Origin of the sequence: Deinococcus gobiensis I-0 (assembly GCF_000252445.1) — a bacterium.
GTDB classification, from domain to species: Bacteria; Deinococcota; Deinococci; order Deinococcales; family Deinococcaceae; genus Deinococcus; species Deinococcus gobiensis.
Window position 1 is genome coordinate 1,321,982 of the sequence record NC_017790.1, and the last position, 21,159, is coordinate 1,343,140.

Below are 21,159 nucleotides of genomic sequence, written 5' to 3' on the forward strand. Positions count from 1 at the left end.
CGGAGGCCAGCTTTTCCACACCCCCCGGCCCTCCCCGCGGCTTACCCTGTGCCGCGTGACCTTCCAACCTGAATATCCAAGTGTGCGGCGCCCGGTCTACGCGCGCCGGGGCATGGTGGCGACCGGACAACCCCTCGCGGCGCAGGCGGGCCTGAGCGTGCTGGAGGCGGGCGGCAACGCCGTGGACGCCGCGATTGCCACGGCGGCGGCCCTGACGGTTGTCGAGCCGACGAGCAACGGCATCGGCGGCGACCTGTTCGCCCTCGTGTGGGCGGGCGGCGAACTGCACGGCCTGAACGCCAGCGGCGCGGCCCCGGCGGCCCTGAGCCTGGACGCCTTGCAGGAGCGCCACGGCGGCGAGATGCCCCGCCACGGCTGGACCCCGGTGACGGTGCCGGGCGCGGTGCGCGGCTGGGCCGACCTGCACGGGCGGCTCGGGCGGCTGGACTTCGCTCAGGTGCTGGCCCCGGCCATCCGCCTCGCGCGGGAGGGCTACCCGCTCTCGCCGGTGCTGGCGGCGGGCTGGGCGCGGGCCATCCGCATCTACGGTTCGCTCGGGCTGCCGGTCATGGAGGAGTGGTTCCGGGTGTTCGCCCCGGACGGCTTCACGCCCCGCCCCGGCGCGCTGTGGCGCAGCGAGGCCCACGCCCGCACCCTGGAGGCCATCGCGGCGAGCGGGGGAGCGTCGTTCTATACCGGCGACCTCGCCGCGCAGATCGACAGCCACGCGCGGGCGACCGGCGGGCTGCTGCGCGCCGCCGACCTCGCTGCCCACGCCTCGGAGTGGGTCACGCCGATCTGGGCCGAGTACGGTGGCCACCGCGTCTACGAGATTCCGCCGAACGGGCAGGGCATCGCCGCGCTGGTGGCCCTGAACGTGCTGGACGCGGGCGAGCTGCCGCCCCTGCGCGACGACCCGGCTGGGCTGCACCTCCAGATCGAGGCGATGAAGCGCGGCTTTCACGACGCGCACCGTTACGTGGGCGACCCCCGCCACGCCCCAGTGGACGTGGAAAGGCTGCTGTCGCGCGCCAACGCCGAGGCCCACCGCGCGCACCTGGGCGCCGAGGCCCACGACCCCGCCACGGCCGCGCCGAGCACCGGGGGCACCGTGTACTTGGCGACCGCCGACGGCGAGGGCGGCATGGTCAGCCTGATCCAGAGCAACTACATGGGCTTCGGCAGCGGCGTGGTCGTGCCGGGGACGGGCGTCGCGCTGCACAACCGGGGCCACAACTTCAGCCTGGAAGCCGGGCACCCCAACGCCCTGGCGCCGGGTCGGCGGCCCTACCACACCATCATCCCCGGCTTTCTGGGCCGCGCCGACGGCACGCCGGTCGGGCCCTTCGGGGTCATGGGGGGCTTCATGCAGCCGCAGGGGCACCTTCAGGTCGTCCTGAATACGGTGCACTACGGCATGAACCCGCAGCAGGCCCTCGACGCCCCGCGCTGGCAGTGGCTCGCGGGCCGCCGCGTGGAGGTCGAGCCGGGCCTGGGCGCGCCGGTCGCCCGCGCCCTCGCCGCCCGGGGGCACGAGGTCAGCGTGCAACTCGACGCGGGCAGCTTCGGCCGGGGCCAGATGATCCGCCGCGACCCCGAGACGGGCGTGCTGGAGGGCGGCACCGAGAGCCGCACCGACGGGCATATCGCGGTGTGGTGAGGGGAGGGGGGCCGGGCGGACAGACCGCGTGGCCCCCCTCCTCGCCTCAGCGCCCGGTCGCCGCGTCCCGGTAGAAGCGCTCGATGCCCTGTGCGATGGCCTGCGCAAAGCGTTCGCGGCCCGCCCCGCTCATGAGCTGCCGGAGGTTGCCCTTGTCGGTCAGGTAGGCCGTCTCGATCAGCACACTCAGCTGTGTGGTTGGGCGCGTCAGGGCGAGGTTCTGGTAATGCACGCCGTCGTTGCCGATGTCGGGCAGCTTCTCGACCAGGCTGCCCTGGAGGGCGTCGGCGAGCGCGCGGGCCTGCGGCTGGTAGTAGTACACGCCGCTGCCGCGCCGGGTCGCCGGGTCCACGCCGTCGGGCAGGGCGTTGGCGTGGATGCTCACCAGGAGTTCGGCGTTCTGTTCCTCGGCCAGCAGGGGGCGGTCGTAGATGGGCACGGTTACGTCGGTCTCGCGGGTCAGGACCACGGTCGCGCCCTTCCCGCGCAGCAGCTCGGCCACCCGCAGCGCGATGGGCAGCGTCAGCCCCTTCTCGGGCACCCGCAGCGGCCCGGCGCCCCCCAGTTCGTCGCCGCCGTGGCCGGGGTCCACGACCACCGTGCGCCCCCGCAGCGGCTGCCGGGCGTCGGTGGCCGGGGCCCGGCGCACGCGCAGCACCAGCGTGTTGCCCTCGTAGGTGGCGTCGTAGCCCCAGGGGCGGCCCAGGAGGTCCACGTGGACCCGCGCCACCCCGTCGGCGTCCTGGGTCCAGCGCACGTCGCGCACGGTAGGGTCGGGGAACGCCGAGACGATGTAGTCCACGTCCGCGACGCTGTGGAACAGGCGCAGGTCGAGGCTGGCCCCCGAGCCGTCCGCCGCCAGCCCCTGCTCGACCGTGAAGGGCACCTTCTGCGGCAGGCCGATCCGGACCTCGCTGTGGTCGCCCAGGCGCCTCACGTCGATGTTGGTGAAGACCGCGCGGGGCAGCGGCGTGCCCTCCGGCAGCAGGGTCAGGGTGGACTTGGGGGCGTTGAGGGTCAGCGCGCCGCTCGCCTGCACCACGAAGGTGTTGCCGTCCTCGCCCACCACGACCGTGCGCGCGCCCGTGCGGGGGTAGACCACGTAGTTGCGCCCCGCGCCGTTGCGCCAGACGGAGGGGCCCGCCTGCACGCCGCGCCCCGGAATGGCCGCCGTCACCTCGGCCACGCGCGGGCCGGTGCCGGTCACGCTCAGCCGGCCCGCGCTGCTGGCGCTCGCCGCGCCGCCGTCCGGGGCCGTGAGGGTGTACGTGACCGGCGCGGCCGGCAGCAGCGCGGGCAGCAGGAACGTGCCCTCGTAGCGCCCCGGCGCGGTCTCGGCCATCGGAAAGGGGCCGAGGTCGCCGACCCGGAAGCTCGCCCGGCCGCCCGGCGTGCCGCTGAAGGCCAGGGGCACCGCGCGGGCCTCGGGCGTCTCGGGCAGCACGTAGGCCACCCGGTCGGCGGCCGGCAGCGCCGAGGCGGCGACGATCTGCGCCGCTCCGTTCAGGGGCATGGGCGGGGTGCTGGTCACCCGCAGTTCGCGGGCGCTCGACACGCCGGCCAGCGTGCTCTCCAGCCGCAGGACGTTCTCGCCGCGCGTCAGCGGCACCCATTCGATGAACAGGCCGTCGCCGCCCACGTCCAGCGCACGGCCGTTCAGGCTCAGGGTCGCGCCGGGCTTCACGCTGCCCTCCAGCAGCACGTGGTCGAAGGCGACCGCGTAGGTCGTGGGCGGGTAGGCCACGAAGATGGCCTCGTCGCTGATAGGCGTGGGGCTGGTGGTCATGGGGCCGACAGGCACGGGGCTGGCGGGGACGGGCGCGGCGGGGGTCTGGGCAGGCGCCGTCTGCGCCAGGGCCGGGGCGGCCACGAGCAGCAGGGCGGTGAGGAGCAGTCGCTTCATGGGGTGGGCCTCCTGTGGCGAAGAAGTTGGGGACGGGCCGCAGTGTACCCGCCGCGCCCGCGCCCGCCGGAGCTTGAGTCGGGCGCGCTCAGGTTGATTGTGTGCCCCAGGCTGAGCTTGCCAGACGCCTGTCATGGTCGCGCGGTATACTCGGCTCCATATGTTCCGTGTGCTGAATCAGATGTTCGACAACAACAAGCGTGATGTCGAGCGCATCGTCAAGACGGTGGTCCAGCCCGTCAACGCGCTCGAAGAGGAGATGAAGGGCGTCGAGGACCTCGCCGCCGCCTTCATGGACCTGCGCCGCCGCGTCACGGAAGGCGGCGAGACGCTTGACGACGTGATCGTGCCCGCCTTCGCCCTGATCCGGGAGGCCGGGCGGCGTTCCATCGGCAAGCGGCACTACGACGTGCAGCTCATCGGCGGCACGGCGCTGCACCAGGGCCGCATCGCGGAGATGCGCACCGGCGAGGGCAAGACGCTCGTCGCCACGCTGGCCCTCGCCCTGAACGCCCTGGAAGGCAAGGGCTGCCACCTCGTGACCGTCAACGACTACCTCGCCCGCGTCGGGATGGAGGAGATGGGCCTGCTGTACCGCACCCTGGGCCTCACGGTGGGGCTGGCGAGCCGTGACCTCCAGCCGCACGAGAAACAGGCCGCCTACGCCTGCGACATCACCTACGTGACCAACTCGGAACTGGGCTTCGACTACCTGCGCGACAACATGGCCCAGAGCCGCGAGGCGCTCGTGCTGCGCGCCGACACCCCGCTGAACTTCTCCATCGTGGACGAAGTGGACAGCATCCTGATCGACGAGGCCCGCACCCCCCTGATCATCTCGGGCGCGGCCGAGAAGGCGACCGATCTGTACTACGTGTACGCCAAGCTCATCCGCCGCCTCCAGAAGGGCGAGCCCGCCGAACCCGGCAAGCGCGCCGAGGCGACCGGCGACTACACCATCGACGAGAAGGGCAAGCAGGTCCACCTCAACGAGTCGGGCATCAGCAAGATCGAGCGACTGCTCTCGCTGCCTGACCTCTACAGCCCCGAGAACATGGACAAGGCGCACATGATCACTCAGGCGATCCGCGCGCGCGAGCTGTACCAGCGCGAGAAGGACTACATCGTCAACGCCGAGGGCGAGGTCATCATCATCGACGAGTTCACGGGCCGCTCGATGCCGGGCCGCCGCTACGGCGAGGGGCTGCACCAGGCCATCGAAGCCAAGGAAGGCGTCAAGATCGAGAACGAGAACCAGACGCTCGCCACCATCACGTACCAGAACTTCTTCCGGCTGTACGGCAAGTTCTCGGGCATGACCGGCACGGCCAAGACCGAGGAGAAGGAATTCCTCGACATCTACGGCAGCGACGTGCTCGTCATCCCGACCAACAAGCCCATCCTGCGCAAGGACGCCGACGACCTCGTGTACCGCTCGCGCCTGGGCAAGTACAACGCGGTGGTCAGCGAGGTCGCCGAGATGCACGCGACCGGCCGCCCCATCCTGATCGGCACGGCCAGCATCGACACGAGCGAGCAGCTCAGCGAACTGCTCACGCAGGCGGGCATCCAGCACTCGGTCCTGAACGCCAAGTTCGAGGCGCAGGAAGCGAGCATCGTCGCGCAGGCGGGCCGCTCGGGCACCGTGACCATCGCCACCAACATGGCTGGACGCGGCACCGACATCATGCTGGGCGGCAACGCCGAGTACATCATCGGGGAGAGCCTCGAAACCCAGCTCGGCGTGAGCCGCTACGACGAGACGGTCGAGGCCTTCATCAAGGCGGTCAGCCGCCAGGACCCCGAGGCCGAGGCGCTGGGCATGAAGATTCCCGGCGTGACCCGCGAGTTCGTGGGGCAGGCCCTGGCCCTACAGGCCGCCACCATCGAGGACCGCCAGCGCGTGCGCGACCTGGGCGGGCTGCACATCGTGGGCACCGAGCGCCACGAGTCGCGCCGCATCGACAACCAGCTGCGCGGACGCGCGGGCCGTCAGGGCGACCCCGGCAGCAGCCGCTTCTACGTGTCGTTCGAGGACGACCTGATGCGACTGTTCGCCAACGAGCGCGTGGTCGGCATGATGGACCGCCTGGGCATGGACGACTCGCAGCCCATCGAGGCCAAGATGGTCACTGGGGCCATCGAGCGGGCGCAGGCGCGCGTCGAGGACCGCAACTTCAGCACGCGCAAGCAGCTGCTGGAATTCGACAACGTCATGAGCAAGCAGCGCGACACCGTGTATGCCCAGCGCCGCGAGGTCCTTCTGGGGCCGGACAACGACGTCGAGGAATCGACCGAGGGCATGATCGCGGATTTCGTGGACATGCAGCTCTCGGTGCATGCCCCGGCCGACCAGAACCCCGACACCTGGGATATCGAGGCCCTCCAGGCGGCCATGCTCGACGCCATCCCGCAGCTCGAGGGCTACGATTTCGAGGCGCTGCGCGGCGTGTCGCCCGCCGAGCTCCAGGACCGCATGCTCGCGGCGGTGGCCGACGTGTTCGACGCCCGGCGTGAGGAGCTCAGCCCGACCATGCTCAACAGCCTGTCGCGCTACGTGCTGCTCCAGACGGTGGACCAGCACTGGAAGGAGCACCTGCACGGCATGGACGTGCTCCGTCAGGGCATCGGTCTGCGCGGTTACGGCCAGCGCGATCCCTTCACCGAGTACAAGTTCGAGGCCACGAACATGTTCAACGAGATGATCGACAATCTCAAGAGCGACGTGACCAAGTTCATCTTCCGGATGCAGTTCGGCCAGACCGGCTGAGGCGACGCGCCCGCACGCGCCGGACGGGTCCTGAGAAGGTCCGTCCGGCGTTCGGCGTCTGTCGGGCGGAGCTGCCGCATCTGCAGTCACCCGCCCGGTCCGGGGCCTTCACAATGGAAGCATGAAGCGCGACCTCTATACCTGGCTGCTGTACCTCGTCGCAGCGGCGTTTCTGGGAACCATCGTGTGGTGGGCCACGCATCTGGCGACGCTGCCCGGTGTGTAGCGGCCCCGCCGACAACAAAAAAAGGCCGCCGAAGCGACCTTGATGCCAAACAGTATAGCGCGGTATGCAGGCCGGATCAAGCCATGCAGCCGGGTAGGGAACAGGCCCGCCCAGCCGGACAGCTCGGGGCAGACGTCCCGTATCCTGCGCGCATGACCGTTTCCCCTGCCGGCCTCAATGTCACCGCCCTGCGCGAGCAGTTTCCGCCGCTCCAGACGGGCCGGGTGTACCTCGACAACGCGGCGGGCGGCCTGCTCCCCCGGCGCAGCATCGCGGCGGTGACGGATCACCTGACCCGCTACGGCGCGACCAATGCCCTGCCCGGGCACCAGCCGGGGCGCGAGATCCTGGCGCTCAAGGCGTGGGCGCGGGAGGCCACGGCGCTGTTCCTGAACGCCGAGGCGAGCGACGTGGCCGTCGGCCCCAGCGCGACGGCCATGGCCTTCCGGCTCGCGGCGGCCTTCGCGCGGCTGTGGGGACCGGGCGACGAGGTGATCGTCAGCGGTCTGGAGCACGAGGCGAACGCCAGCCCCTGGCGCGAGCTGGAACAGGTCGGCGTGACCGTGAAGGTCTGGCACGCCCGGCAGCCCGAGATGCGGCTCGTGGCCGAGGACCTCGCCGCGCTGCTCTCGCCGCGTACCCGGCTGGTGGCGGTCACGGCGGCGAGCAACGCGCTGGGCGTGGCCCCCGACATCGCCGCCATCACGGCCCAGGTGCGTGCGGCGGGTGCGTGGACGGTCGTGGACGCCGTGCACGCCGCGCCCCACACCCTGCCGGACGTGCGGGCCTGGGGCGCGGACTTCGTGACCTTCAGCCCCTACAAGGTCTGGGGACCGCACCTGGGCGCACTGTGGATCCGGCCCGAACTGCGCGGCGGGCTGCCCTGGCCCCGGCTGAGCTTCGTGCCGGAGGGCGACATCACCGGTATTGAGTACGGTACGCCGCAGTACGAGTTGCAGGCCGGCTGGCTGGGCACGCTGGACTACCTGCGCGAGCTGGGCGGCGGCGAGACGCTGACCCGCGCCGCGCTGGAACAGGCCTACACCCACATCGCGGCTCTGGAGGCGCCCGTGACCGAGCGGCTGCTCACGGGCCTCCAGGCGCTGGAGCACGTCACGCTGTACGGCCCGCAGACCCTGGAGGGCCGCTTCGGGACCTTCGCCTTCCGCCTGAGCGGCGAGACGCCCGAGCAGACGGCCGGTCGCCTGACCGCCGACGGGATAGACGTGGCCGCCGGGCACTTCTACGCCGTGCAGCCCCTGCGCGACCTGGGCCTGTACCCCGAGGGGGTGGTCCGGGCCAGCATCGCCCACTACACGACGCTGGAGGACGCCGAGCGCCTGCTGGCTGCCCTCTGAAGGCGGCTCGCAGCGGCGGTCAGAGGTGCCGAGGGAAGGACCCGGCACCGGATCTCTGAGAAGGTGCCGGTATGGCGTGAAGGCGAAGAGAGAGGCGCTCGGCCCGGCGGAACGCCGAACCGCCGATCAGGGGAAGAAGGTCCGGCTGGCCCGGTAGACCGTCCCCGTGCGCTTTCTGTCCATCGAGTGGTTCAGCGTGATGTCGCCGTCCATCACGCAGGACCACTTTGTCCGGGCAGACGAAGGTATGCGCCGTGCCGTCCAGCGCCGCGAAGGTGCCGGTCGTGAAGCGGTCCACGGGGAAGATGTTCGCGCGGGCATAGGCTGCGAAGGCCTCAGAGGCATCGCCGTTCCTGATGAGCACGCTGATGTCATGGCCCAGGGTGCGCACCGTCGGTTGCAGGGCCTCGCCGTCCGGCAGTTCGGCGCGCCCCGGCACGCAAAAGCCCGCCACAGGGGGCGGGCCGTCGTGGGGCAGGGCAGGTCTCAGCTGTTGTGCAGCACGTTCATGATGTCGCCGTCCTTCATGACGTACTCCTTGCCTTCGGTGCGCACCCAGCCCTTGCTCTTGGCGGCGGCCCAGCCCCCGGCCTCGACCATCTTGTCCCACTCGATGACCTCGGCGCGGATGAAACCGCGTTCCAGGTCGCTGTGAATCTCGCCGGCGGCCTCGGGGGCCTTCTCGCCGTCGCGGATCGTCCAGGCGCGCACTTCCTTCTCACCGCTGGTGATGAAGGTGATCAGGCCCAGCGTCTCGTAGCCCACCTTCACGAGCTGGTCGAGGCCGCTCTCCTGCACCCCGAGGTCGTGCAGGAACTCGCGCGCCTCGTCCTCGGGCATCTCGGCGAGTTCGCCCTCGATCTGGGCGCTGATCTTCACGACCTGCGCCCCCTCGGCCGCCGCGAGGTCGCGCACCTTGCGCACGAATTCGTTGTCCTCCTGAAGGTCGCCCTCGCCCACGTTGGCGACGTAGATGACCGGCTTGGTCGTGATCAGGCCGAATTCCTTGGGCACCGGGCCCTCGACCTGCGCGGCGCGCGCGGGCCTGCCTTCACCCAGCACCGCCACGATCTGCTCGGCGATGGCCGCCTGTTCGCGGGCGTCCTTGTCGCCGCTCTTGGCCTTCTTCTGGAGGTTCTGGAGCCGCTTTTCCAGGCCCGCGAGGTCCGCGAGGATCAGCTCGGTGTTGATGGTCTCGATGTCGTCCAGGGGGTCTACCTGACCGGCGACGTGCACCACGTTGGGGTCTTCGAAGCAGCGCACGACGTGGGCGATGGCGTCCACCTCGCGGATATTCGCCAGGAACTGGTTGCCCAGGCCCTCGCCCTGTGACGCGCCCTTGACCAGCCCGGCGATGTCCACGAACTCGACGAAGGTGGGGATGATCGGCGGCACGCGATCGCCCTTGGTGAAGATGCGGCTCAGCGCGCCCAGACGCTCGTCGGGCACGGTCACGCGGCCCACGTTGGGCTCGATGGTGGCGAAGGGATAGTTGGCGGCCAGCGCTCCGGCACGGGTGATGGCGTTGAACAGCGTGCTTTTGCCGACGTTCGGCAGCCCGACGATTCCGATGGCAAGACTACTCATGAGAGGCTCCTTTTCTGCGCCCGGCGGGGCGGCAACCCTTCCAGTCTACGCCTTTCGGACGGTCCCCGGGCGATGTGCTAGCGTCGGCAGGCGATGATCATGGCCCGGCTGAAGAGCGAGACCCAGGCGCTGCACGAGGCCACCGAGGCGCGGATGCCGGTGATGGACCCCGGCCTGACCCGGGCGGACTACGCCCGGCTGCTGGCGCAGATGCACGCCCTCATCGCGCCGCTGGAGGCCCGGCTGCTGGCCCTGGACCTGCCCGCGAGCCTCGCGTTGCCCGAGCGCCTCAAGACCCCGGCGCTGCGCCGCGACCTGGCGGCCCTGAACGCGGCCGTGCCCGCTCCACGGCCCGACGGGCTGCCCGGCAGCGTGGCCGAGGGGCTGGGCACGCTGTATGTCCTGGAAGGCGGCACGCTGGGCGGGCAGATCATCTCCCGGCACCTGGGGCCGCGCCTGGGGCTGGATGCGGGGGCGGGGCTGGCCTACTTCTCGGGCTACGGGCCGCAGACCGGGCCGATGTGGAAACGCTTTGCCGAGGCCATGACCCGCGAGGTCGCCCCGGAGGACGGCGCGGCGGTGGTGGCGGGCGCGCGCGCGACCTTCCTGGCCTTCGGGCGGGCGCTGGACACGCCGCCGGACTGATCCCCGCCGGGGCAGAGGGTCTCAGCCGGGACGGTGCGCCGCCAGCCAGTCGAGCAGGCGCTCGGGGGGTAGCGGGGGCGAGAACAGGTAGCCCTGACCGTAGTCGCAGTGCATCTGCCGCAGGGCCCCGAGCTGCTGCTCGGTCTCGACCCCCTCGGCCACCACCTGCACGTTCAGGGCGTGCGCCATGTCCACGATGGAATGGACGATGGCCGGAAAGCGCGTGCCGACCACGAAGGAGCGGTCCACCTTCAGGGCGCTCAGCGGCAGGTTCTGCATGTAGCTCAGGGCCGAATAGCCGGTGCCGAAGTCGTCGGCGGCGACCTGCATCCCGCGTCCGCGCAGTTCGCGCAGCACGCGGCCGGCGAGCCGGTGGTCACGCAGGAACAGCCCCTCGGTGATCTCGACCGTCAGGGCACTCGCCGGGAAGTGCTCGGCGTGCAGCACGTGCTCGATCTGCCGGGTCAGGCCCGCGCGGTCGAAGTGCAGCGGCGAGAAGTTCACGCTCAGCCGCCGCAGGTGTCCCTCCTGGATGAGGGGACGGATAAAGCGGCAGGCCTCGCGCAGCACCCACAGGTCGAGGTCGGTGATCAGGCCGTGTTCCTCCGCGATGGAGATGAACTCGCCCGGCCCGATCAGGCCGTGGACCGGGTGCTGCCAACGCACGAGCGCCTCGACGCTCTCGGCCTCGCCGGTGCGCAGGTTCAGGACCGGCTGGTAATACACGGTGAGTTCGCCGCGCGCCGCCGCGTGACGCAGGTCGTCGCGCAGCCGCAGGCGCAGCAGGTGCTGCTCGCGCATCCAGGGCCGGAACACCACGCTGCCGCCCCGCCGCCCGGACTTGGCCCCGGTCAGGGCGATGCCCGCCTCGCGCAGCAGGTGCCCGGCCTCCTGCTGGTCCCCGACCACCGCGACCCCCACCCCCGCGCTGATCTGTACGTCGCGGTCCCCGACCAGGAAGGGCAGCGCCAGGGTGCCCTGAAGCTGGTCGAGCCGGCCCTGGACCTGCCCCGCCGAGGGCACGCGCAGCAGGGCCGCGAACTCGTCGCCGCCCAGACGCGCGATCACCTGGCCCGATCCCAGGGTCAGGCGCAGCCTCTGGGCCACCTGTACCAGCAGGGCGTCGCCGCGCGCCTGCCCCAGCCGGTCGTTGATCCACTTGAAGCGGTCGAGGTCGATGAGGGTCAGCAGCAGCACGTCCGTCCCGCCCTCCGCAGGGAAAAGGTCCAGGGCGACCTGCACCTCGCGCAGGAAGGCGTTGCGGTTGAGCAGCCCGGTCAGCTCGTCGTACTCGGCGGCGTAGCGCAGGTGGTCGCTGAGGCGGTGCAGCTCCAGCGTGCGCTCCACCACGCGCTCCTCGAGCTGCCGGGCATATTGGGCGCTCAGGAGTTCGAGCGAGCGCCGCCGCGACACGTCCTGGATGAACGTGACCGTGCCGCGCAGGTCGTGGCCCTGGCGGTAGGGGATGAGGGTCAGGGCCACGCGCGCCGGCCCCTCGCCGCGCAGGTCCAGCTCGCTGCTGTGCGGGCGGCCGGTGGCGATCACCTCGCGTTCCAGGGAACGCAGCAGGTCGCCTTCCAGCAGCTCGGGGGTGGCCTGCTGCGCGTGCGCGTTGTGCAGCAGCACCCGGCCTTCCAGGTCGCGCAGCACGATGCCCAGCACGTCCTGCGCGAGCACCGCCTGCAACTGGGCCTCGCGCTGCGCCAGGGCCAGCTGCTCGCGTTTGTGGGCCGTGATGTTGCGCGCCAGCCCGTACAGGCGCGGCTGCCCGGCCGGAGCGTCGGGGTCCAGCGCGCCGCCCAGCTGAATCCAGTGTGCGGTGCCCGACGGATAATGCAGTTCCAGGTCGAGGTCCAGCGGCCCCCCCTGGCGCACGCACGCGGTGACGGTGCGGCTCAGGAGGTCCTGGTCGCCGGGCGAGAACAGGCCCACGAACTGCGCGCACAGGGCCGGGTCCATCGCCTGTGGGGGCAGGCGGCGGCGCGAGATGCCCAGGACGCCCGTGCGGACATCGACGGTCCAGAACAGCAGTTCCTGGGCCGCGAGCGCGCGTTCCAGCTCGGTGACATCGCTCAGGTCAGAGGGCATGGTCGTCCGGTCGGGCGGGGGGGCGGAGTAGGGCCGGCAGGCAGGGCGAAGCGGCGGTGGGCGGCATACGCGGTCGGGGCCTCCGGAGGGAACGAAGAGGACCGCGCGGATTCGCCGGAGCAGCCCTGGAGAGGATGGTGAGCGCATGGTAACACCCCCGCTCCACCTTTTCCCTTGAGCACTCGGGGGGAGCGCTAGGGGAGTGGCGGAGGCGGGGGTGGGATACGGGTGCGGGCCGGGTCAGGCGCGTTCGTCCTGCTTGTCGAGCTGCCCGACTTTCTTCTCGCTCCAGGTGCGCCCCTCGTCGCCGCCCCACAGCAGCCAGGCGATATACCCGCGCGAGGGCTTCTCGTCGCCCTTGCCGGTCTGGTCGAGGTGGTCGTGGGCATGGCGCGGAAAGTAGGCGGCAACGTGGCGCACGTCCTTCTCGCTCAGGTCGCCGCCCTTCGCCAGTTTCTCGGCCATGTGCTCGCCCGCCTCGGTCCCGCCGAAGCCGTATTCGTCCCGCAGTTTCAGGCCTTTTTTGGCGTTCTCCTGCACCTTCTTGGGAATGGAAAGGTCCGTCATGCCGCAAAGCTCTCATCTGCGCCGGGGCGGCGGCTGTAGGCCACCACGCCTTCTGAACGTCCTCTCAAGGTCGCGCGCGCCGGGGCCGGCCCGGCCTGGAATCGCCCACCCCATTTGCCCCGGCCGGGCGCGCGTAGACTGGGCCCATGAGCGAGCGCCGCCACACCGTCACCGTGAACGTAGGGGGCGTGCCCATCGGCTCGGCCCACCCGGTCGTCGTGCAGAGCATGACCAACACCGACACCGCCGACGCCGAGGCCACCGCCATCCAGATCGCGCAGCTGGTCCGTGCGGGCTCCGAACTCGTCCGCATCACCGTGAACACCCGTGAGGCCGCCGCCGCCGTCCCGGAGATCGTCGCCCGGCTCGCGGAGGTGGGGATCAGCGTGCCCATCGTGGGCGACTTCCACTACAACGGGCATATCCTGCTGCGCGAATTTCCGGAGACGGCCCGGCTGCTCGCCAAGTACCGCATCAACCCCGGCAACGTGGGGGCCGGGCAGCACCACGACGCCAACTTCGCCACCATGATCGAGGTCGCCAAGGAGTTCGGCAAGCCGGTGCGCATTGGCGTGAACTGGGGCAGCCTCGACCAGCAGGTGCTCGCCCGGCTGATGGACGCCAACACCGCCCAGGGCAGCCCCAAGTCCGGCACCGACGTGATGATCGACGCGATGGTCGTCTCGGCGCTCGAATCGGCCCGCTACGCCGAGGAACTGGGGCTGGCGCACGACAAGATCATCATCTCGGTCAAGGTCAGTTCCGCGCCCGAGCTGTGGCAGGTGTACCGCCAGCTCGCGCCGCTGTGCGACTATCCGCTGCACCTGGGGCTGACCGAGGCGGGCATGGGCATGAAGGGCATGGTGGCGAGCAGCGTGGCCCTCGCGCCGCTGCTCGTGGACGGAATCGGGGACACCATTCGCGTGTCGCTGACCCCCGAACCCGGCGCGAGCCGCAAGCTGGAGGTCGAGGTCGCCCAGCAGGTGCTCCAGAGCCTGGGCCTGCGCCAGTTTCTGCCGCAGGTCACGAGCTGCCCCGGCTGCGGGCGCACCACCTCAACCTTCTTCCAGACGCTCGCGCAGAAGATTCAGGACTACATCCGCGACACCATGCCCGACTGGAAGGCGAAGTACCCCGGCGTCGAGGAGATGCAGGTGGCCGTCATGGGCTGCATCGTGAACGGCCCCGGCGAGAGCAAGCATGCCAACATCGGCATCTCGCTGCCCGGCACCGGCGAGGACCCGCGCGCGCCCGTCTACCAGGACGGCAAGCTGCTCACTACACTGAAGGGCCCCCGCATCGCCGAGGACTTCCAGGACCTGCTGGAGCAGTATGTCGAGGCCCGCTACGGGCAGGGGCAGCCGGTCGGGTCGTGAGTGCCGGGCGAGTACGATAGACCGGTGAACATCTGGGGAAGTGGGCCTTTCGAGAACGAACACGCCGCCGCCTTCGTGCAGGAGGTCGTCGCCGACGGCCCGGCGGCGGTGCAGGAAGCCTTCGAGGTCGTGCTGGACCCGGATGTGGATTTCGTCGAGGCCGAGGAAGGCCAGCGTGCCCTGGCGGCGGCCGGGGTACTGGCGGCGGCGCTCGGCGGCGATACGTCGGCCGTGATCGACGCCGGGCTGCGTGCCTGGATCGCGGAGGCCGACCACACCGAGCTCGCGCCGCTGCGGTCCCTGGCCGCCGAGGCCCTGAAGCGCGTGCTGGGGCCGAACAGCGAACTTCCCGAGCTGTGGGAGGACAGTGGCGGGGCCGAGGCCTGGTACGCCGACAGCGAGCGGCTGCGCTCGGTGCTGGGCGGCTGAGGGGCCAGCGTCGCCCGGCCCCTCAGGCCCTCAGAAGCGCAGTTCGAGTCCCACGCCCGCACCGAACCCGGCGGTGCTGCCGCGCACGTAGCCGCGCCAGCCGGCCGGCCCCAGCAGGGGACCGCGCAGGCCCCCCTCGGCATAGACGTTAAAGCCGCCCTGATACGCCGCGCCGACCGTCGCGAAGGCGTCGGTGCGGGTCAGCGGCAGGTTCAGGTCGCGCAGGGTCACCCCCGCCGCAACCCGGTTCTCACCGCGCCAGCCCCGTTCCACCCCGCCCTCGACCCCCAGGGCCCCGACGAACGGCACCCCCAGCAGCGAGGTGCCGGCGCGGGCCCCGTAGCCGTTCGTGCTGGCGTCTACCCCCACCCAGGTGACGGCTCCAGCCGAGGACGACAGGCACAGGGCGGCGGCGACGGTCAGCAGACGGGAACGCATGACACCAGCCTACGAAACCCCCATGAGAAGGACGGTCGGACAGCCCCGGCCCCATGAGGACCGCCCACGAACCTGAAGACACGTTAATTTTCTTCAGCAGGGCTTTAACGTCGCCGAATGGCGTCTGGAACGGTGTTTCCTCAACTGAATGTCGGTCATGACATTGGCCGTTAAACGGCGTTACAGCGGCGATTGATCCGAAAAGGCCGTGCTGGACGGCTGTCGATCTGCGGGGGGCATCTGAGGTGGGCATGAGACCTTTTTGGGTTTCACGCTCAGGAAACGCCTGCTTTCTTACCTTGTTCTCAGACGAGGCCAGAAGGCCACGCAGCGGGACCGCACAGGACCGCGAACGATCGCCGGGAGGTGGGGAGCTGAGGCAGGGACGACACGAACCTGGGAGGACGGCTGGGAGGCAAGAGCAATCTCTGCGACCTGTTGAGGGACGGGGCGCGAGCGGGACAAGGGAGAACACCATGAAGAAACTGATCATCATGACGGCGGTGCTGGGTGTGTGTGCGGTGGCTGGAGCGCAGACGGTCGCGCCTTCGATCAGCACCGATGCCGACCAGGTGAACAAGGGCGCGACCTCGGCGAGCGTCAAGCAGAACGTCAACCTCATCCTGCCCCAGGCCACGGCCCTGCACCTCACGGCCTCGAGCCTCGATTTCGACATCAGCAAGATCGGCCAGCAGGACGCCAACTGGTACTGCGCCTATGGCCTGACCAACGGTGACCAGGCCAGCGCCCTGACCCCCAAGGACGAGTTCTGGGGCCAGACCCAGACCCTGCCCCTGGGCACCTTCTACGACGTCGCCACCTATCCCAACATCGCGGTGAAGGCCGGCAAGCAGGTCACGAGCTACCCGCCCGTCGAACTGGTGAACGGCAAGGTCGACAACGCGACCAAGAACTACTTCGTCTGCTACCGGACCTTCATCCTCCAGAAGTTCTCCAACGTGGGCAACTACCGCCTGAGCGTCTCGCGTGACGCCCCCACCGGCGACATGGGCCACCAGATGCTCTACATCCAGGAAGACCCGTGCAACGCCTGGGGCCAGGCCACCGGCCTGTACAAGCTCGACGAGGGCACCAACAAGATCCTGACCCCCAGGAGCCTGACCGAAGGCACCACCGGCAAGCAGGCGTCGGCCTCGAGCAAGGACGGCCGCAACGTCTGCCGCAAGGGCACGAGCTGGCTCGACGACGTGATCGTGGTGGCCGTGGTCGTCGACGGCGACAAGGCCGGCAAGAACACCGCCGTCCTGACCTACACGCTGGAGTCCTCGGCTTCGGTCTTCGCCAGCACCAACTGAACCCCGACCGGGGAGGCCGCGACACCTTGTTCGCGGCCTCCCCACCCGCATGATCCGTTCCTGTCCCGCCCGTCCGCCCACCGGCCCCACACCCCATACAGCGCACCGCGAGCGGCCCCAACCGCCGGGTGACGGAGGAATTATGCGTTTCACGATCAGATGGATGGCCGCACTGCTGCTCTCGCTCCTGTCCTGGAGCGCCGCGCAGGTCACGGTTGGGGTGGATCCGATCGCCAAACTGTTCACGGCGAATCCAGGCCAGAGCATCACCCAAGTTCTGAACATCTACAACCCCAACAAGGTTGCCGCAAAGATCCGCGTCATCGGAACCCTGTCCGACATGAACATGAGCGAAATCGGCCAGATCTCCTACCTGCCCGCCGGCACGGTCAAGGAAAGTCTGGCCGGCTGGACCAGCTTCAGTCCCTCCGAGGTCCTGCTGGGCAGCGAGGACACCGCGCAGGTGCGCTACACCATCCAGGTGCCCGCCGACGCCACGCCCGGCACGCACTGGGCCATGCTGATGTTCGAGGCCCAGGACCCCAACCCCACCCCCGGCAAGTCGCTCGCCGCCATGCGGATGCGGGTGGCCCATACGGTCTATGTCAACGTCGCGCCCACCAAGAAGAGCGGCGAGATCTCGGGCATCTTCGAGAACGTCCCCAGCGTGCCCAACGCGACCTACGACCTGGGCGTGCAGTACAACAACACCGGCAACGTCGCCACGGGCGTGCAGGGCCGCGTGGAGATCCGGGACGCGACCGGCACGCTGGTCTCCACCCTGACCATTCCCCTGGAAGTGTCGCTGCCCGGCCGCAGTCTGTTCCTGAAGACGAGCTGGGGCGGCCCGGTCCCCAAGGGGCAGTACAGCGCCCTGATCATCCTGAACGACGGCGACAAGACCCGCGACCTGACCGGTGAACAGGTGATCAACCTGCCCTTCGACCTGCTGCCCTTCAACGCCCCGAACTCCGCCGCCCCGGCCACCGAGCCGGCCGCGAGCGTGGGCGGTGCGCCCGCCACCACAGGCAGGCCATGAGACGCGCGGCGCAGTTCGGCCTGATGTTCGCGCTGCTGGCCGGCGTCGGCGCGGCCACGGCCCAGACGACTCCGGGTCTTCCCGACCCCCTGCTGCCCCCGGTCCAGACCGGCTCCGGCGCGGCCGACGGTTCGGTCCGGACCCTGATTCCCAGCCTGATCGCCCTGCGCCGGCCCACCGCCCCGCTGTCCTTCGACATCAATCCCGGCAATTTTCCCCCCGCGCAGTACCCGGCCCGCTACCTCAGCGCGCCCCAGGAGTTCAGCGTCTTCTCGAGCGCCAGCACGCCCTGGACGGTGCAGCTGGAAGTGCACAGCGCCCTCGACGCCCAGGGACAGGCCATTCCCACCGACCGGCTGTCGTACCGCGTCAACGGCGGTCCCTGGATCAAGGCGCTGGGGGTGCCGCAGGTCGTCATGAGCGGCGTCGGGGCCACGCCCGGCTGGACCCCGCTGCGCATCGAGGTGGCCCTCGACCTCCAGGGCGGGGAAACCGGCGGCGACTACGACTTCGACCTCACCTTCACCGCTCTGGTGTTGCCTTAAGGCCATTGGGGGAAAGCGCCATGTCCAGCACCCAGCCCGCCGCCCGGCATCCTGCCCGCCCCAGCTCCTCGCTGCGGTGGATGTCGTTGCTGGCCGCGCTGCTGATTCCCCCAGCCCACCCGGCCCTGGCCCAGATGGCCCCCGCACCGGCCCCGACGCCCGCCTCGGCCCCCGCCGTGCCTGCCCCCCCGACCCTGGAGGCCCCGGACCCCCGGACGGCCGCGCCCGGCGAATACGCCACCCTGATCTTCCGGGCGAGCGGGCAGGGCGACTACGACATGACGGTGGACGCCGGCCCCGACTGGGTGCCGGTGTCCTCGGGACGCAGGGTGAGTCTCAACGGCCCCACCCTCGTGCCCGTGACCTTCCGGGTGCCGCCGCGCGCGCCGGTGGGCGACTCGCCCGACATCGTCATGCGTCTGGCGTCGGGCGGGCAGGTCGCGGCGCGGGCCAGCACGCGCGTCCGCGTCTCGGCGCAGGCGCGCCTGGTCGGCCGCGCTCCCGGCCGCCTCACTGCCCAGCTGCGGCGCAAGGTGGCCTTCGAGGCGCAGTTCACCAACCAGGGCAACCAGGACGACACGCTCACGCTGCGGGCCGTGAACGTGGACGCCCTGCCGCAGCTCAGCGTGCCGTCGCTGCGGCTGCGGCCCGGCGAGACCGGCTCGGTGGGGGTGTCGTTCAGCATCGACGAGGCCTCGCCCGGCTACGAGTACACCGTGACCCTGGAGGCCACCTCGCAGAACAACCCGGCCGTCAAGGTGCGCGCGCTGACCGACGTCGTCTTCAACCCGGTCAACCTTCAGGGCAACCGCAACGCCGACCGGCCGCAGCTGGTGTTCGGCGTTCAGGCGGGGGCCGACGCCGCCGTGGCCTGGAGCCCCGCCGGGCGGCAGACCACGCTGCGGTACAGCCTCCAGCCCCGGCTGGGCGGGCGGCTCTCGGACTACGCGACGGGCGAGTCCACGCTCTCGGGTCTGGACGGCTCGTCCGAGCGGGCACTGCCCAGCGGCCTGAACTTCGGGGTGCGCCTCAATGCCCGCACCTGGGACCTGACCGCCTACGGGAGCCGCAGCGGCGTGGCGCTGGAGGCCAACCTCTACCGGGGGGCCTGGCGCTTCCGGCCGCGCCTGAGCTACCGCAACAGTGGCGGGGGCGGGTCCCAGGTGCGGGGGGGACTGGGGGTGTCGGGGCCGGTGCTGGGCGGCACCCTGGAAGCCGACGCCGACACCTCGGTCAACCGCAGTGTGGACGGTACGGGCGGCGCGGACCAGCTCAGCGTGCGCTACGCCCGGCAGCTCACGCCGAATGTCGGCCTGGTCGTCGGTGGGCTGGCGGGAGGGCAGCGTGGCGGCGGTCCCTACCGCGTCTCGGCGCTGGGTTTCGAGCAGGTGTCGTACGCCAACGGCACGGTGGACCTGACCCAGACCTACACCGGTACGCCCACCGGCCTGCACAACTTCAGCGTTTCGGGAGGGCTGACCTCGCTGCGGCCCTTCGGGGTGCGGGCGGCGCTGGGGGTCAGCCTCCAGCCGGGCGGCGTGACCTACACCGGCAGCGGCCTGCTGACCTACGCCGCCGGCAACGGCTTCGGGGCCAGCGTCGGCGGGCGCTACCAGAACAGCACCGTGCGGGACGAGGCGGGGAGCACCGCGCCGCCTTCCTGGGCCGTGACGGGCACGGTGCGCAGCCCTGCCCTGGGCTGGAAAAACGCCTCGCTGAGCGGCGCGGCGGCCTACACCCTGGCGACCGACCTCGACCGGCCGGGCAGCTACGGCCAGACGGTCACCGCGAGCGCGGCCCTGGTGACCGGCCCGGTCCTGACCAACGCCTCGGCGCAGTGGTCCCGCGACCCGCAGCCCAGCGGCGAGGACCTCCGGACCCTGCGCCTGAACCTGACGGGCAGCTACAGCTTCCGGCTGCGCGACACCGTCAGCGCCGACTACACCTTCGAGCGGCTCCAGGGGGCCGTGCAGAGCACCAGCCACGCCGTGCGCGCCGTCTGGACCCACCAGTGGACCCCGCAGATCGACACGGCCGTGAACTATCAGCGGGCCTGGGTCAGCTCGGCCTCGGGAACCTACAGCCCGGAAGTCGCCGGCTTCAGTGTGGGGGCGCAGGACCTCTTCGTGACCGGCCTGTCGGCGCGCGCCGGATATACCGCCTCCGCCCCCGGCGGGCTGACGCGGGGTAACCTGACCAGCACCCTGCGCTTTTCGCTGAACTACAACGTGGACTGGGCGGTCAATACCCCCGACCCGGTGGTCAACGTCTTCGGGGGGCGCCGGGGCGGCGAACTGGCCGGCACCCTGTACCGCGACGACAACTACAACGGGCGGCGCGATCCCGGCGAGTCCGCCCTGGCGGGCGTGACCGTCGAAGCGGGCGGGGTGCGCGCGACCTCCGGCGTGGACGGTTCGTACCGCCTGCGCGTGCCGGTGGGGTCCTTCAAGCTGAGCTACGTGAGCGGCGTCCCCGCCACGCTGGAAAGCCTCAGCGACGAGGAGACGGTCATCAAGGAAAACAGCGTGAACCGGCTGGACGTGCCCTTCGCGCCTGTGGTGCGCAGCGAGGTGCTGGCCTACGACGACGTCAACCGCAACGGCCGGCGCGACGAGGGCGAGGCCGCGCTGCCCTTCGTCGGCGTGGTGTTCAGCGGCCCGGTCGTGCGGTCGGTCCAGGCCGACGTGGGGGGCGTGGCGCGCGTCGCCACCCTGCCGCCCGGCCGCTACGCCATCAGCCTGAATCCGGCCCAGCTGCCCGAGGGCTACGTCGCCACCGGCAGCGCCGCGCAGGCCGAGTTCCGTGCGGGCGAGCGCCCCGCCGTGACCGAACTGGGCGCGGCCATGCCCCCCCGCCAGAACGTCACGACCTTCACGGCCGGCAGCGTCGCCGTGATCGGCCGCCTGAGCGCCAGCCCCGCGCTGCCCGGCAGCGAGGTCGGGGTGCTCCTGAACGTGCAGCGCGCCGCCGAGGTCCAGGTGCAGGCCTTCGGGCAGAGCGTGACGGTGCCGGTACAGTCGGGCCGCGCCGAGACGAAGGTGAAGGTTCCGGCCGGGACCGCCCCCGGCGAATACGACGTGACCGTGACGGCCCGCGCCGGCAGCGCCGAAAAGACCACCGTCCTCAAACTGACCGTGGCTCCGGCGGCGGGCACGCCGTGAGCGCCGCCTCGGCGGCCTGCCGGCCACGTCCGCCGCCCCGGTGAACTGGCC

16 protein-coding genes are annotated in these 21,159 nt (G+C 70.9%); 10 read left to right on the forward strand and 6 right to left on the reverse strand.

Annotated elements, in window-relative coordinates:
• Positions 1-112: 112 nt before the first annotated feature.
• A complete protein-coding gene (locus tag DGO_RS06180) occupies positions 113-1,660 on the forward strand; it encodes a gamma-glutamyltransferase family protein (protein ID WP_014684623.1) in 1,548 nt (515 codons plus the stop codon).
• Positions 1,661-1,706: 46 nt separating this feature from the next.
• Here the strand turns inward: DGO_RS06180 and DGO_RS23785 are convergent, their stop codons facing one another.
• The gene (locus DGO_RS23785) at positions 1,707-3,563 is read right to left on the reverse strand and encodes an N-acetylmuramoyl-L-alanine amidase family protein (RefSeq protein WP_014684624.1); all 1,857 of its coding nucleotides are present in this window, start codon (positions 3,561-3,563) and stop codon (positions 1,707-1,709) included.
• A 160-nt stretch (positions 3,564-3,723) separates the two neighbouring features.
• On the opposite strand from DGO_RS23785, the gene secA reads away from it, so the two are divergent.
• The gene (secA, locus tag DGO_RS06190; RefSeq protein ID WP_014684625.1) at positions 3,724-6,333 is read left to right on the forward strand and encodes a preprotein translocase subunit SecA; all 2,610 of its coding nucleotides are present in this window, start codon (positions 3,724-3,726) and stop codon (positions 6,331-6,333) included.
• Between the two features lie 378 nt (positions 6,334-6,711).
• On the forward strand, positions 6,712-7,917 hold the full coding sequence (locus DGO_RS06195) for a cysteine desulfurase-like protein (RefSeq protein WP_043801339.1): 1,206 nt from the start codon (positions 6,712-6,714) through the stop codon (positions 7,915-7,917).
• A gap of 19 nt (positions 7,918-7,936) precedes the next feature.
• On the opposite strand, the gene DGO_RS23200 is transcribed toward DGO_RS06195, so the two are convergent.
• Complete coding sequence (locus DGO_RS23200; RefSeq protein ID WP_014684627.1) at positions 7,937-8,356, reverse strand: hypothetical protein; 420 nt, start codon at positions 8,354-8,356, stop codon at positions 7,937-7,939.
• A 47-nt stretch (positions 8,357-8,403) separates the two neighbouring features.
• Positions 8,404-9,504 (reverse strand): redox-regulated ATPase YchF, encoded by a 1,101-nt coding sequence (gene ychF / locus DGO_RS06200; RefSeq protein ID WP_043801341.1) that lies wholly within the window; start codon positions 9,502-9,504, stop codon positions 8,404-8,406.
• 99 nt (positions 9,505-9,603) lie between these two features.
• On the opposite strand from ychF, the gene DGO_RS06205 reads away from it, so the two are divergent.
• Positions 9,604-10,149 carry a biliverdin-producing heme oxygenase gene (locus tag DGO_RS06205; RefSeq protein ID WP_226991478.1) on the forward strand — a complete coding sequence of 182 codons (546 nt, stop codon included), beginning with the start codon at positions 9,604-9,606 and terminating at the stop codon, positions 10,147-10,149.
• Positions 10,150-10,170: 21 nt separating this feature from the next.
• On the opposite strand, the gene DGO_RS21045 is transcribed toward DGO_RS06205, so the two are convergent.
• Together DGO_RS21045 and DGO_RS06215 are read right to left on the reverse strand one after the other, a co-directional pair.
• Positions 10,171-12,237 carry a putative bifunctional diguanylate cyclase/phosphodiesterase gene (locus tag DGO_RS21045; protein WP_050920700.1) on the reverse strand — a complete coding sequence of 689 codons (2,067 nt, stop codon included), beginning with the start codon at positions 12,235-12,237 and terminating at the stop codon, positions 10,171-10,173.
• A gap of 240 nt (positions 12,238-12,477) precedes the next feature.
• Positions 12,478-12,804 carry a hypothetical protein gene (locus tag DGO_RS06215; protein WP_014684631.1) on the reverse strand — a complete coding sequence of 109 codons (327 nt, stop codon included), beginning with the start codon at positions 12,802-12,804 and terminating at the stop codon, positions 12,478-12,480.
• Between the two features lie 146 nt (positions 12,805-12,950).
• Here DGO_RS06215 and ispG point away from each other — a divergent pair, with 146 nt between their 5' ends.
• A complete protein-coding gene (gene ispG / locus DGO_RS06220; RefSeq protein WP_014684632.1) occupies positions 12,951-14,180 on the forward strand; it encodes a flavodoxin-dependent (E)-4-hydroxy-3-methylbut-2-enyl-diphosphate synthase in 1,230 nt (409 codons plus the stop codon).
• 24 nt (positions 14,181-14,204) lie between these two features.
• Complete coding sequence (locus tag DGO_RS06225; protein WP_014684633.1) at positions 14,205-14,609, forward strand: DUF4259 domain-containing protein; 405 nt, start codon at positions 14,205-14,207, stop codon at positions 14,607-14,609.
• A 30-nt stretch (positions 14,610-14,639) separates the two neighbouring features.
• Here the strand turns inward: DGO_RS06225 and DGO_RS06230 are convergent, their stop codons facing one another.
• Entirely contained in the window at positions 14,640-15,047 is a 408-nt protein-coding gene (locus DGO_RS06230) for a hypothetical protein (RefSeq protein WP_043801345.1), read from the reverse strand.
• 476 nt (positions 15,048-15,523) lie between these two features.
• Here DGO_RS06230 and DGO_RS06235 point away from each other — a divergent pair, with 476 nt between their 5' ends.
• The 4 genes from DGO_RS06235 (at position 15,524) to DGO_RS06250 (ending at position 21,108) form a co-directional block, all read left to right on the forward strand.
• Positions 15,524-16,363 carry a hypothetical protein gene (locus DGO_RS06235; protein ID WP_014684635.1) on the forward strand — a complete coding sequence of 280 codons (840 nt, stop codon included), beginning with the start codon at positions 15,524-15,526 and terminating at the stop codon, positions 16,361-16,363.
• Positions 16,364-16,505: 142 nt separating this feature from the next.
• Positions 16,506-17,402: a hypothetical protein gene (locus DGO_RS06240; RefSeq protein WP_014684636.1), complete on the forward strand. Its 897-nt coding sequence runs from the start codon at positions 16,506-16,508 to the stop codon at positions 17,400-17,402.
• Positions 17,399-17,947 (forward strand): hypothetical protein, encoded by a 549-nt coding sequence (locus tag DGO_RS06245; protein WP_014684637.1) that lies wholly within the window; start codon positions 17,399-17,401, stop codon positions 17,945-17,947. Before DGO_RS06240 ends, DGO_RS06245 begins: the two co-directional genes overlap by 4 nt.
• Positions 17,948-17,967: 20 nt before the next feature.
• Complete coding sequence (locus DGO_RS06250; protein ID WP_014684638.1) at positions 17,968-21,108, forward strand: COG1470 family protein; 3,141 nt, start codon at positions 17,968-17,970, stop codon at positions 21,106-21,108.
• Positions 21,109-21,159: the final 51 nt, after the last annotated feature.